General features: G+C 62.8%; 11 protein-coding genes. 4 read left to right on the top strand and 7 right to left on the bottom strand.

The window, feature by feature from the left end; translation table 11 throughout:
- Positions 1-163 precede the first annotated feature (163 nt).
- The 4 genes from TZ03_RS06290 to zwf form a co-directional block, all read right to left on the bottom strand.
- Entirely contained in the window at positions 164-571 is a 408-nt protein-coding gene (locus TZ03_RS06290) for an SMI1/KNR4 family protein (RefSeq protein WP_051096485.1), read from the bottom strand.
- Between the two features lie 114 nt (positions 572-685).
- Entirely contained in the window at positions 686-1,543 is an 858-nt protein-coding gene (locus TZ03_RS06285; RefSeq protein WP_051096484.1) for a Tim44 domain-containing protein, read from the bottom strand.
- A 247-nt stretch (positions 1,544-1,790) separates the two neighbouring features.
- Complete coding sequence (gene uvrD, locus TZ03_RS06280) at positions 1,791-3,977, bottom strand: DNA helicase II (RefSeq protein ID WP_051096483.1); 2,187 nt, start codon at positions 3,975-3,977, stop codon at positions 1,791-1,793.
- A 90-nt stretch (positions 3,978-4,067) separates the two neighbouring features.
- On the bottom strand, positions 4,068-5,510 hold the full coding sequence (gene zwf / locus TZ03_RS06275) for a glucose-6-phosphate dehydrogenase (protein ID WP_051096482.1): 1,443 nt from the start codon (positions 5,508-5,510) through the stop codon (positions 4,068-4,070).
- A 103-nt stretch (positions 5,511-5,613) separates the two neighbouring features.
- On the opposite strand from zwf, the gene hexR reads away from it, so the two are divergent.
- Positions 5,614-6,480, top strand: coding sequence for a transcriptional regulator HexR (gene hexR, locus TZ03_RS06270; RefSeq protein WP_003253273.1), 867 nt, complete (start codon positions 5,614-5,616; stop codon positions 6,478-6,480).
- Positions 6,481-6,690: 210 nt separating this feature from the next.
- Positions 6,691-6,909 carry a PA3496 family putative envelope integrity protein gene (locus tag TZ03_RS31460; RefSeq protein ID WP_082056551.1) on the top strand — a complete coding sequence of 73 codons (219 nt, stop codon included), beginning with the start codon at positions 6,691-6,693 and terminating at the stop codon, positions 6,907-6,909.
- Here the strand turns inward: TZ03_RS31460 and TZ03_RS06265 are convergent.
- The gene (locus tag TZ03_RS06265; protein WP_051096481.1) at positions 6,851-7,813 is read right to left on the bottom strand and encodes a LysR family transcriptional regulator; all 963 of its coding nucleotides are present in this window, start codon (positions 7,811-7,813) and stop codon (positions 6,851-6,853) included. The two genes, TZ03_RS31460 and TZ03_RS06265, sit on opposite strands and share 59 nt — an antisense overlap.
- Positions 7,814-8,002: 189 nt before the next feature.
- On the opposite strand from TZ03_RS06265, the gene TZ03_RS06260 reads away from it, so the two are divergent.
- Positions 8,003-9,418 (top strand): acetyl-CoA carboxylase biotin carboxylase subunit, encoded by a 1,416-nt coding sequence (locus tag TZ03_RS06260; RefSeq protein WP_003253279.1) that lies wholly within the window; start codon positions 8,003-8,005, stop codon positions 9,416-9,418.
- A gap of 11 nt (positions 9,419-9,429) precedes the next feature.
- The gene (gene oadA / locus TZ03_RS06255) at positions 9,430-11,238 is read left to right on the top strand and encodes a sodium-extruding oxaloacetate decarboxylase subunit alpha (RefSeq protein WP_051096480.1); all 1,809 of its coding nucleotides are present in this window, start codon (positions 9,430-9,432) and stop codon (positions 11,236-11,238) included.
- Positions 11,239-11,402: 164 nt separating this feature from the next.
- Here the strand turns inward: oadA and TZ03_RS06250 are convergent, their stop codons facing one another.
- Together TZ03_RS06250 and TZ03_RS06245 are read right to left on the bottom strand one after the other, a co-directional pair.
- On the bottom strand, positions 11,403-12,074 hold the full coding sequence (locus TZ03_RS06250) for a GNAT family N-acetyltransferase (RefSeq protein ID WP_051096479.1): 672 nt from the start codon (positions 12,072-12,074) through the stop codon (positions 11,403-11,405).
- A gap of 7 nt (positions 12,075-12,081) precedes the next feature.
- Positions 12,082-12,528, bottom strand: a complete 447-nt coding sequence (locus TZ03_RS06245) for a GNAT family N-acetyltransferase (protein ID WP_051096478.1) — start codon at positions 12,526-12,528, stop codon at positions 12,082-12,084.
- Positions 12,529-12,539: the final 11 nt, after the last annotated feature.

Raw genomic sequence — 12,539 nt, 5'->3', positions numbered from 1 at the left:
TCCCTGCGCAGGATTTCATCGCCGTTGTCTTGTGCCTGTATGGGCCCTATCGCCGGCAAGCCAGCTCCCACAGGATCACTACAGACTTGAACATTGTGGTGATCCTGTGGGAGCTGGCTTGCCGGCGATAGGGCCCATACAGGCAACCTCACAGCAGGGGAGATCAGCTCTCCAGCCAAACATCCCGCGCCCAGTGCCACACCGATTCCCAGCTGTCTTCGCCGACAATTTCCTCTTCAGCATCCCACAGCACCACGGTGCCGTCTTCTTCGACGCAGTAGTAATTGTCGCCATCCTGACACAGTGGAATCAGGTCACGTGGCACGCCGGCATCCCAGGCGCTGGCGGCGACGTCAGGCAGGTAGGTGTGCGATTGTGGGTCGGTGACGGTCACTGGCTCCAGCGAGCCGTACACCACGTCACTGACGGTCAGCAGAAACTCTTTGAACACGAACGGAATGTTGATGAACAGCTCTTCTTCGATTTCGACCAGCAGGTCCTCGTCGGGAAGCTCAAGGGGCACCGGCACTGGCTCATTGGCTTCACGGAGTTGTTCGATCACTTCTTCCACGGTTCACTTCCTCTGACCTAGATGACAACGCTGCGCGTTATACCCTAGTAGCCCGCTTTGGCAAAAGCAAAAACCCCGGGGCAAGCCCGGGGTTTTTTGTACAGCACGCAGCGGTTAGCCGTTTTGACGGATACCGGCGACCAGCCAAGGCTGGTTCTCGCCCGGGGCGCGAACCATGTGCCAGCTTTCGCTGAACGCTTCGCCCTGGTCGAAGCGCGAGTTCTTCGACACACCACGGAAGGTCAGGGTGGCGTCGGTGCGGTCGGCGCGGTCGTCGACACCATCCAGCTGTACATCGAGGTTATCGATGTAGGTGGACTGGAAGCCATCGCCCAGCTCAGCGCGCTCGCGCTTGAGGAACTCGAGCATCTGCGGGGTGACGAACTCGGCGATCTTGTCCATCTCGTTGGCATCCCAGTGCTGCTGCAGCGACTGGAAGTGGTTACGGGCGGCAGCCAGGAAGCTCTGCTCGTTGAACCAGGCCGGGGCGTTGATCACCGGGGCGGCGGCTGCAGCGGCCGGTGCGGCCGAACCACCGAAGATCGACGGCTGGGCAGGCTGGCCGTGGGCCTCACGCTGCATCGGCGCATGGCCTGGCATGGCCATTTGCGGCTGCTGCTGGCGACGGCGCGCGGCGATGAAGCGGAACACCAGGAAGGCGATGAGCGCCACGATCAGGAAGTCCATGATCTGGAAGCCTTCGAAACCGTCGCCCATGAACATGGACGCCAGCAGGCCACCGGCGGCCAGGCCGGCCAGCGGGCCCAGCCAGCGCGAAGCACCGCTGGCGGCAGCCGGGGCACGGCCAGGTGCGGTCGGCGCGGCGGCAGGCGTGGTTGGCGTGGCCTGGCGGGTCTGGTGGATAGGCGCGGAGCCCGAGCTCTTGCCGCCGCCGAAACGCTTGGCGTTGGCGTCCAGGCTCAGCGTCAGGCCGACGCAGAGCGCCAGAGCGATGCTAAGAAAACGTTGCATAAGTGGGATATCCCCTGTTGTGGATTGCACGCGCGCCATGGTGCACAGGTTCCCGGGCACATGACCAGCGACATAATGTTTCGAGCTTTTGCCTGAATGTTACCAAGCTGGCAGATCCGCCCTCTGAAACCTGGCGCAATTACCTGGGGGAGCGGGCGTGCCCGCGAAGTCGGCAACTCGGTGTATGGCACCGGCTTCGCCGGTGTTCGCGGGCACGCCCGCTCCCACAAGTAGGGCCGCGCAGGGTTCAAATGGCCTCGAGCTTGGCATACCCCAGCATCAGCCATTTGCTGCCTTCGGCAAAATTCACCTGCACCCTTGCCTGGGCCCCGGAACCCTCGAAATTGAGGATCACGCCCTCGCCGAACACCGCATGCTGCACACGCTGGCCCAGGTTGAAGGCGGTCTGCGGAATACTGGCATTGGCGAACAGACTACTGCTGGTGGTGGCCTTGGCCCCGCCAAACGGGCGGCTGACGCTGTTGGACAGGCGCACTTCCTGAATCAGCCCCGCCGGAATTTCGCGCACGAAACGCGACACCTTGTTGTAGGTCTCGCTGCCATACAGGCGGCGCGTTTCGGCGTAGGTCATGACTAGCTGGCGCATGGCACGGGTGATGCCCACATAAGCCAGGCGACGTTCTTCTTCCAGGCGGCCGGGCTCTTCCAGGCTCATCTTGTGCGGGAACAGGCCTTCTTCCATGCCCACCAGGAACACATACGGGAACTCAAGGCCCTTGGCACTGTGCAAGGTCATCAGCTGGATGCTGTCTTCATGCTCGTCGGCCTGGGCATCGCCCGCTTCGAGCGAGGCGTGGCCGAGAAATGCCGACAGTGGCGAGAGGTCGGCGTCTTCGTCGGTGGACTCGAAGTTGCGCGCCGCGCTGACCAGTTCCTCAAGGTTTTCTACCCGTGCCTGGCCCTTTTCACCCTTTTCTTCCTGGTGATAGATGATCAGCCCGGACTGCTCGATGGTGGTCTGGGTCATGGTATGCAGTGGCATGTCCGCGACCTTGGCTGCCAACCCTTCGATCAGCTCGATGAAAGCGCCCAAGGCGCTGGCGGCGCGGCCCTTGAGTGCCTTGGCGGCGAGCAGCTGGCACATGGCCTCCCACATCGACAGCTGGCTGTGGCGCGCATGTTCGCGAATGGCTTCGACGGTTTTTTCGCCAATGCCGCGCGGAGGCACGTTGATCACCCGCTCCAGGGCGGCGTCGTTGCCACGGCCTTCGATCAGCCGTAGGTAAGCCATCGCGTTCTTGATTTCGGCGCGCTCGAAGAAGCGCTGGCCGCCGTAGATGCGGTAAGGGATACGCTCGCGCAGCAGGGCTTCTTCCAGCACCCGCGACTGGGCGTTGGAACGGTACAGGATGGCGATTTCGTTACGCCCATTGCCCTGCTTGACCAGGCTTTCGATGGTTTCCACCACGTAGCGCGCTTCGTCGTGCTCGTTGTAGGCCGCGTACAGGGTCAGCGGTTCGCCTTCGCCCATGTCGGTCCACAACTCTTTGCCCAGGCGCCCGCTGTTGTTGGCGATCAGGGCGTTGGCGGCCTTGAGGATGCCGCCGGTGGAGCGGTAGTTCTGCTCCAGGCGGATCATTTCGGCGTCGGGGAAGTCGGCGGTGTACTGGTGAATGTTCTCGATCTTGGCGCCGCGCCAGCCGTAGATCGACTGGTCGTCGTCGCCCACCGCCATCAGGCTGTCGCCACCGCGTGCCAGCAGGCGCAACCAGGCGTATTGCACGGCGTTGGTATCCTGGAACTCGTCCACCAGCACGTGGCGGAAGCGCCGCTGGTAATGCTCCAGCAGGCCCGGGTGGTCGCGCCACAGGTCCAGGGCGCGCAGCAGCAGCTCGGAGAAATCGATCACCCCGGCGCGCTCGCAGGCCTGCTCATAGGCGGTATAGACGTCGCGCATGGTCGACAGGAACAGGTCGCCCCCGGCCTGGATATGCTGCGGGCGCAGGCCTTCGTCCTTCTGCCCGTTGATGAACCACTGGGCCTGGCGTGCCGGCCATTTCTGCTCGTCCAGGCCAAGTTCGCGCATCACCCGCTTGACCAGGCGCTGCTGGTCGTCGCTGTCGAGAATCTGGAAGTTCTGCACCAGCCGCGCTTCTTGCCAATGGGCCCGCAGCAGGCGATGGGCCAGGCCGTGGAAGGTACCCACCCACATGCCCGCCGGGTTGATCCCTAGCAACTGCTCGATCCGCTGGCGCATCTCTGCCGCGGCCTTGTTGGTGAAGGTCACCGACAGGATAGAGTGCGGCGATGCCTGCTCCACCTGGATCAGCCAGGCGATGCGGTGGACCAGCACGCGGGTTTTACCGGAACCGGCACCGGCAAGTACCAGTTGACGTCCAAGCGTGGCTGCTACGGCCTGGCGTTGGGCATCGTTGAGGGAGTTCAGCAGGAGGGAGAGGTCATCTGTGCGCATCGGGCCATTCTAGGGCCAGGCAAGGGAAGGGGCAAATACCTACTGTATGAATATTCACCTATCGCCCTGCCACCTATCGGGCTGAGTGCGCTAGCGCAACCACGTCCTTCCCATATGGGCCAGCAGTTGGTTGGCCTGCTCTGGGCCGTTGCTACCGGCGGCATAGGCGCGAGGCGCCTGAAAGTGCTCCTCCCAGCCGTTGAGGATGGGGTCGACCCAGGCCCAGGCCGCTTCTACTTCATCGCGGCGCATGAACAGCGTCGAGTCGCCTTCCAGTACATCCAGTAGCAGGCGCTCGTAGGCCTCCCAGCGGCGTGTCTGGCTGAACACCTGGGCCAGGTTCAGGTCCAGGTCCACCGGTTCCAGGCGCATGCCCTTGCCCGGGCTCTTGGTCATCATGCGCAGGCTGATGCGCTCGTCCGGTTGCAACTGGATCAGCAACTGGTTGACCTGGCCACCGCTGAACAACTCATGGGGCACCGGCTTGAACTGGATGACGATCTGCGACGAGCGCCGTGCCATGCGCTTGCCGGTGCGCAGGTAGAAGGGCACACCCGCCCAGCGCCAGTTGTCGATGTACGCCTCGATGGCAACGAAGGTCTCGGTGTCGCTGTCGTTGTCGACATCCTTTTCGAAGTAGTAGGCAGGCACTTCCTGGCCGCCGATGCGCCCGGCGCCATACTGGCCGCGCACGGTCTTGTCTTGCACGTCCTGGCCAGTGATCGGCTTGAGGGCCCGCAGGATCTTCACCTTTTCGTCGCGCACCGCTTCGGCTTCGAACTGCGCGGGCGGCTCCATGGCCACCAGACACAGCAGCTGCAGCAGGTGATTCTGCAGCATGTCGCGGATCGCCCCGGCACGGTCGTAGTAGGCGCCGCGGTTCTCTACCCCCAGCGTCTCGCAGACGCTGATCTGTACATGGTCGACCTGATTGTTGCGCCACACCGGCTCCAGCAGGGCATTGGCGAAGCGCAGGGCCATGAGGTTCTGCACGGTTTCCTTACCCAGGTAGTGGTCGATGCGGAACACCTGGCGTTCTTCGAATACCGCGCCGATCGCTTCGTTGATGGCGGTGGCCGACGCCAGCGAGTGGCCGATCGGTTTTTCCAGCACGATGCGCGCTTCGGCGTCGGCCAGGCCGGCGTTGCGCAGGTGGTTGGCAATCGGTACGAACAGGTTGGGGGCGGTAGCCAGGTAGAAGACGCGCGTGAGCCCGCCGGGCTCGCCCAGGTAACGCGCCAGGCGGCCGAAATCGGCACTTTGCGAGGCATCCATGGCGAAATAGTCGAGCCGGGCGGAAAACCGCTGCCAGACCTCTTCGTCGAAGTCGTTGCGGGCAATCTGTGCCCGGCAATGGCGTTCGGCGAGCTTGAGGTAAGCGTTGCGTGGCAGGTTGCGACGCGCCAGCGCGATGATCCGTACGGCAGGGTTGAGACGGGCCTCGCGGAACAGGTGGTAGAGCGCCGGAAGCAATTTGTGCAGGGCTAGATCGCCGGTGCCGCCGAAGACCAGAATGTCGCAAGGAATAGTCAAACCACCACGCTCCACGTTCGTTTAACTGGGCGGGTTGGCGTCCATGTAGTATAACTACAAGAAAGCTACAACCCGGCCAGCCGATCATAACCGAGTCCAGCCTGTGAATCTGTTGCAACATATCGCCCAATCGCGCCACCTGCTGCGCAAATCGGAACTGAAAGTGGCCGACCACGTGCTGCTCGACCCGGCTGCCGTCATGCACAGCTCCATGGCCGACCTGGCGCACAGCGTGGGCATCAGCGAACCGACCATCGTGCGTTTCTGCCGGGCCATTGGTTGCTCGGGGTTCCAGGACCTGAAGCTGAAGCTGGCGCAGAGCCTGGCCGCAGGGGCCAGTTTCGGCCAGTTCGCTATCCATGAAGACGACTCGGTAGCCGACTACAGCCTGAAGATCTTCGACACCACCCTGCACACTTTGATGGAAGTGCGCGAGCACCTCGACCCGCAGGCGCTGCAGCAGGCGGTGAGTGCCATGGCCCAGGCGCAGCGTGTGGAGTTCTACGGCTTTGGCGCATCGGGCGCGGTGGCGGCCGATGCCCAGCACAAGTTCTTCCGGCTGCTGCTCAGTGCGGCAGCCTATTCCGACCCGCACATGCAGGCGATGTCGGCGGTCACCCTGAAGCCGGGCGATGTGGCGGTGTGCATTTCTCAGTCGGGCCGCTCCAAGGACTTGCTGATCACCGCCAACCTGGTGCGTGAGAGCGGCGCCAACCTGATTACCCTGTGCCCCAGCCAGACGCCGCTGGCCGAACTGTCGACGGTCAACCTCGCGATCGACGTGCATGAGGACACCGAAATCTATACCCCGCTGACCTCGCGTATCGCCCACCTGGTGGTGATCGACGTGCTGGCCATGGGCGTGGCCATGGCGCGCGGGCCGAGCCTGGTCAATCACCTGAAGAGCGTGAAGCGCAGCTTGCGCAGCCTGCGTTTGTCGCCCAAGTCGATCAAGGCTACCGACGACTGAATTCAATCTGTACCGGCCTCTTCGCGGGCGCGCCCGCTCCCACAGGTACTGTGCACCTTTTGAATTGGCGCAATGCCTGTGGGAGCGGGCAAGCCCGCGAAAGGGCCGGTACAGGCAAGCAGATTTCACTGTTTTGTCACCATTCCACAGCCAAATCGTAAACCTTCAAGGCCAGTCTGAAACTCCCGCATCCTATCTGGGAGACAGGCAATGGCTCGTGACTTCGACGGTACGTACCAACCCAGCGCCAAGGCTCGCAAGCAGCAGGAAAAGGATCAACGCCGCATGGAATACCGCCGCGCGATCGAAAGCTATTGCGACCAACGTCAACTGCTCCGCGACCTGGCGGACTACCCCGAGTTGCGAGAACTCACGGTATGGCAGGCGTCGGCGGCAACTTCCCCGAAAAACGTTCAACCAGCGCGCTGATCAGCGCACGTTCGCTGCGGATGAATGCCAGAAAGGCCAGGGCCACCGGCGACTGCCGCTTGGCCTTGGACTGCACCACGCACCAGCTGCGGTACAGCGGCAGTTCTTCCACTGACAGCTCTTTCAGCACCCCGGTGGCCAGCTCCAGGTTGACCGCGTGGCGGGTCAGCAGGGCGATACCCAGGCCAGCGATCACGCACTCGCGCTGGGCGTCGGCCGAGGCCACTTCCAGGGTCTGGGTGAAGTGCACGCGCTTGTCCTTGAAATATTCCTCGCAGGCCTTGCGTGTGCCTGAACCCTGTTCGCGGACCAGCAGGGTATGAGGTTCCAGATCCTGCAGGCGCAGTTGTTCCAGTTTGCACAGTGCATGCTCCGGCGGCGCCACTGCGACGATCGGGTTGTTGAGGAACGGCAGAAACTCCAGGCCCATGTCCTGCGGCACCATGGACATGATGATCAGGTCGTCACGGTTGTCCGAAAGGCGGCGGATGGCCTGGGCGCGGTTGACCACCGTCAGGGTCAGGTTGACCTCCGGGTGACGCTGCTTGAAGGCGGCGAACAGGTGTGGCACGAAGTACTTGGCACTGGACTCGATCGCCAGTTTCAGTTGCCCCTGCAGTGAGCCCTGCATGTCCGACAGCTGCATGTCCAGGCTCTCCAGGCGCCCGAAGATGTCGCGGCTTGCGCGTTGCAGGGCTTCGGCCGCTTCGGTCAGGTAGAGCTTCTTGCCGACATATTCGAACAGCGGCTGGCCGATCAGCTCCTCGAGCTGGCGGATCTGTAGACTGACGGCGGGTTGCGTCAGTGCCATTTCTTCCGCCGCGCGGCTGTACGAGCGCAAATCGCACACCTCGTTGAAGATCTGCAATTGACGCAAAGTCATACGCATCAAGGACTTACGCATTTTAATCCCACCTTCGGCAATACCTTGTTACCGCACTATAAGCTTTTGCTAATACAGCCTCTAACAAATATTGATTTTTGTTTATCGACCTACAGCGCTAGGGTGAATACGCGACTGGCCAGCAACGTCTGGTCACGCGCCGACCGGGAGAACCGGCTCGACTGTTCCTACGGCTTTGGGAAGACTCCAGTGATAAAAAAAATCCTGATCGCCAACCGAGGTGAAATCGCAGTTCGGATCGTGCGTGCCTGCGCCGAGATGGGCATTCGCTCGGTGGCGATCTTTTCCGACGCCGACCGGCATGCCTTGCACGTCAAGCGCGCCGACGAAGCCCACAGCATTGGTGCCGAGCCGCTGGCCGGTTACCTGAACCCGCGCAAGCTGGTGAACCTGGCTGTGGAAACCGGCTGTGACGCCCTGCACCCGGGCTATGGTTTCCTGTCGGAAAACGCTGAACTGGCAGAGATCTGCGCCGAGCGCGGGATCAAGTTCATCGGCCCGGCCGCCGATGTCATTCGTCGCATGGGCGACAAGACCGAAGCGCGCCGCACCATGATCGCCGCTGGCGTGCCGGTAACCCCGGGCACCGAAGGCAACGTTGCCGATATTCATGAAGCCCTGAGTGAAGGTGACCGCATCGGTTACCCAGTGATGCTCAAGGCCACTTCCGGTGGTGGCGGCCGCGGTATTCGCCGTTGCAACAGCCGCGAAGAACTGGAACAGAACTTCCCGCGGGTGATTTCCGAGGCTACCAAGGCCTTTGGCTCGGCCGAAGTGTTCCTGGAAAAGTGCATCGTCAACCCCAAGCACATCGAGGCGCAGATCCTCGGTGACAGCTTCGGCAATGTGGTGCACCTGTTCGAGCGCGACTGCTCGATCCAGCGCCGTAACCAGAAGCTCATCGAAATCGCCCCGAGCCCACAGCTTACCCCCGAGCAGCGCGCCTACATCGGCGACCTGGCGGTGCGTGCGGCCAAGGCGGTGAACTACGAAAACGCCGGTACCGTGGAGTTCCTGCTCGCCGATGGCGAAGTGTACTTCATGGAAATGAACACCCGGGTGCAGGTGGAACACACCATCACCGAGGAAATCACCGGTATCGACATCGTTCGTGAGCAGATCCGCATTGCCTCGGGCCTGCCGCTGTCGGTCAAGCAGGAAGACATCCAGCACCGCGGCTACGCGCTGCAGTTCCGGATCAATGCCGAAGACCCGAAAAACAACTTCCTGCCCAGCTTCGGCAAGATCACCCGTTACTACGCCCCCGGCGGCCCGGGCGTGCGTACCGACACGGCGATCTACACCGGCTACACCATTCCGCCGTTCTACGACTCCATGTGCCTGAAACTGGTGGTGTGGGCGTTGACCTGGGAAGAAGCCATGGACCGCGGCCTGCGGGCCCTGGATGACATGCGCGTGCAAGGGGTGAAGACCACCGCCGCGTACTACCAGGAAATCCTGCGCAATCCGGAATTCCGTAGCGGCCAGTTCAACACCAGCTTCGTCGAAAGCCACCCGGAACTGACCAACTACTCGATCAAGCGCAAACCCGAAGAGCTGGCCCTGGCCATCGCCGCCGCCATCGCCGCCCACGCAGGCCTGTGAGGAACCCCATAATGTCCAAGAAAATTCACGTAACCGACACGATCCTGCGCGACGCCCACCAGTCCCTGCTGGCCACCCGCATGCGTACCGAAGACATGCTGCCGATCTGCGACAAGCTCGACAAGGTCGGCTACTGGTCGCTGGAAGTCTGGGGTGGCGCCACCTTCGACGCCTGCGTGCGCTTCCTCAAGGAAGACCCGTGGGAGCGCCTGCGCAAGCTGCGCGCGGCGCTGCCCAACACCCGCCTGCAAATGCTGCTGCGCGGCCAGAACCTGCTGGGCTATCGCCACTACAGCGACGACGTGGTCAAGGCCTTCGTCGCCAAGGCCGCGGTCAACGGCATCGACGTGTTCCGCATCTTCGACGCCATGAACGACGTGCGTAACCTGCGCGTGGCCATCGAAGCGGTCAAGGCCGCTGGCAAGCACGCCCAGGGCACCATCGCCTACACCACCAGCCCGGTACACACCATCGAAGCCTTCGTTAACCAGGCCAAGCAGATGGAAGCCATGGGCTGCGACTCGGTGGCGATCAAGGACATGGCCGGGCTGCTGACCCCGTACGCCACTGGCGAGCTGGTCAAGGCGCTGAAGGCCGAGCAGTCGCTGCCGGTGTTCATCCACTCCCACGACACCGCCGGCCTGGCTGCCATGTGCCAGCTCAAGGCAGTGGAAAACGGCGCCGACCATATCGACACCGCCATCTCCAGCTTCGCCTGGGGCACCAGCCACCCGGGTACCGAATCGATGGTTGCCGCACTCAAGGGCAGCGAATTCGACACCGGCCTGGACCTGGAGCTGCTGCAGGAAATCGGCCTGTACTTCTATGCCGTGCGCAAGAAGTACCACCAGTTCGAAAGCGAGTTCACCGCCGTGGATACCCGCGTGCAGGTCAACCAGGTACCGGGTGGCATGATTTCCAACCTGGCCAACCAGCTCAAGGAGCAAGGCGCCCTCAACCGCATGAACGAAGTGCTGGCCGAGATCCCGCGTGTGCGTGAAGACCTCGGCTTCCCGCCGCTGGTGACCCCGACCTCGCAGATTGTCGGCACCCAGGCGTTCTTCAACGTGCTGGCCGGTGAGCGCTACAAGACCATCACCAACGAGGTGAAACTGTACCTGCAGGGCGGTTATGGCAAGGCCCCTGGCGTGGTCAACGAGCAGTTGCGCCGCCAGGCGATCGGCAGTGAAGAAGTGATCGACGTGCGCCCGGCCGACCTGCTGAAGCCAGAAATGGCCAAGCTGCGTGCCGACATCGGCGCCCTGGCCCGCTGCGAAGAAGACGTGCTGACCTTCGCCATGTTCCCGGACATCGGGCGCAAGTTCCTCGAAGAGCGCGAAGCCGGCACCCTCACCCCGGAAGTGCTGCTGCCGATCCCCGAAGCGGGCGCTGTGGCTGCCCCTGGCGGTGAAGGCGTGCCGACCGAGTTCGTCATCGACGTGCACGGCGAAACCTACCGCGTCGATATCACCGGGGTGGGCGTGAAGGCCGAAGGCAAGCGCCACTTCTACCTGTCGATCGACGGCATGCCGGAAGAAGTGGTGTTCGAACCGCTCAACGAATTCGTCGGTGGTGGCAGCAGCAAACGCAAGCAGGCCAGCGCCCCGGGCCATGTCAGCACCACCATGCCGGGCAACATCGTCGATGTGCTGGTCAAGGAAGGCGACATGGTCAAGGCCGGCCAGGCGGTGCTGATCACCGAAGCCATGAAGATGGAGACCGAAGTGCAGGCGGCCATCGCCGGCAAGGTCGTGGCCATCCATGTGGCCAAGGGCGACCGTGTGACGCCGGGTGAGATCCTGATCGAGATCGAAGGCTGAGATACGCCTTCATCTACAAGCGGTTTACCTCTGGGGAGCGGATGCTCCCCTTTTTTTGTGCTTGGTCTGATGGCCTCTTCGCGGGCAAGCCCGCTCCTACGGGGTGCGCGGTCTTTGTAGGAGCGGGCTTACCCGCGAAGAGGCCGGCTGCTCCCACGCAACCTTCAGCCTTTGCGGCATGCCTCCAGAGTTGCCTCCTGTCCGCCAGGCTGCTGGTTGGCATCACTCAACCACCGCTCAAACCCGGCAGCCACCTGCGGCCACTCATCATCGGTAATCGAATACCACGCCGTATCCCGGTTGTGGTCCTTGACCACCAGGTGCTTGCGGAACACCCCTTCGTAGACGAAGCCAAACCGCTCCGCCGCGCGCTTGGAGCGGGCGTTGGCGTTGTTGCACTTCCACTCCAACCGGCGGTTGCCCAGTTCGAAGCCCAGTTTGCCCAGCAGGTACACCGCCTCGGTGCCCTTGGGCGTGCGCTGCATGGCGGCGCCGAAGGCGATGTGGCCGATTTCGATGCGGCCGTGCTCAGGCACGATCGACATCAGGCTGAGAATGCCTTGGGCCTGGCCGCTGGGGCGGTCGATGACGGTGAAATACAGCGGGTCGCGGCCGGCGGCATTGCCTTCCAGCCAGCGGTCGAAGGCAGCCCGTTCGGTGAACGGGCCGTAGGGAAGATAATCCCACAGGACCGGGTCGGAGGTCGGGCCTTGCAGCACCTCCCAGAGGTCGTCGCCATGGCGTGCCGGGTCGAGCTTTTCCAGTCGGATGAAGCGGCCTTCAATGGGCTCCGCGTTGGGCGTTGCGGCGGGTTTCCAGTTCAATGCGTCTGTCATGTTCGGCCTACAGCCCTTTGCGGAATTGGATGAAGCCCGGTCGCTCGGCAACCTGCTGATACAGGCTGATGGCGGTGGCGTTGGTTTCGTGGGTCAGCCAGTGCACCTTGATGCAATTGTCGGCCTTGGCAGCGGCGTAGACGTGCTCGATCAGTTGGCGACCGATGCCTAGGCCGCGCTGCGTGCTGTCCACGTACAGGTCCTGCAGATAGCAAGAGTTCTCGATGCTCCAGTTGGAACGATGGTAGATGAAGTTGACCATGCCCACCGCCTTGCCATCGACCCAGGCCAGCGTCGAATGGGTTGGCTCGTTCGGGTCGAGCAGGCGTTGCCAGGTGCTCAGGCTGACGTCATCGGCCAGCTCGGTTTCGTAGAAGTGCAGGTAGGCTTGCCACAGGGCGAGCCAGGCAGCGTGGTCTTGGGCGGTGACGGGGCGCAGGGTAACGCTGGGCATGAGGCTATTCC

It is taken from the genome of Pseudomonas sp. 10-1B (assembly GCF_000935045.1).
Lineage (GTDB): Bacteria > Pseudomonadota > Gammaproteobacteria > Pseudomonadales > Pseudomonadaceae > Aquipseudomonas.
The sequence above is the reverse complement of the archived record's forward strand: the minus strand, read 5'-3'. Positions and strand labels throughout refer to the sequence as shown.

Excerpts from the sequence above, each read along its gene's own strand:
- TZ03_RS06285 (WP_051096484.1), bottom strand. The coding sequence starts at position 1,543 with ATGCAACGTTTTCTTAGCATCGCTCTGGCGCTCTGCGTCGGCCTGACG.
- TZ03_RS06265 (WP_051096481.1), bottom strand. The coding sequence starts at position 7,813 with ATGCGTAAGTCCTTGATGCGTATGACTTTGCGTCAATTGCAGATCTTC.
- TZ03_RS31460 (WP_082056551.1), top strand. The coding sequence starts at position 6,691 with ATGGCTCGTGACTTCGACGGTACGTACCAACCCAGCGCCAAGGCTCGC.
- TZ03_RS06250 (WP_051096479.1), bottom strand. The coding sequence starts at position 12,074 with ATGACAGACGCATTGAACTGGAAACCCGCCGCAACGCCCAACGCGGAG.
- uvrD (WP_051096483.1), bottom strand. The coding sequence starts at position 3,977 with ATGCGCACAGATGACCTCTCCCTCCTGCTGAACTCCCTCAACGATGCC.
- TZ03_RS06245 (WP_051096478.1), bottom strand. The coding sequence starts at position 12,528 with ATGCCCAGCGTTACCCTGCGCCCCGTCACCGCCCAAGACCACGCTGCC.
- oadA (WP_051096480.1), top strand. The coding sequence starts at position 9,430 with ATGTCCAAGAAAATTCACGTAACCGACACGATCCTGCGCGACGCCCAC.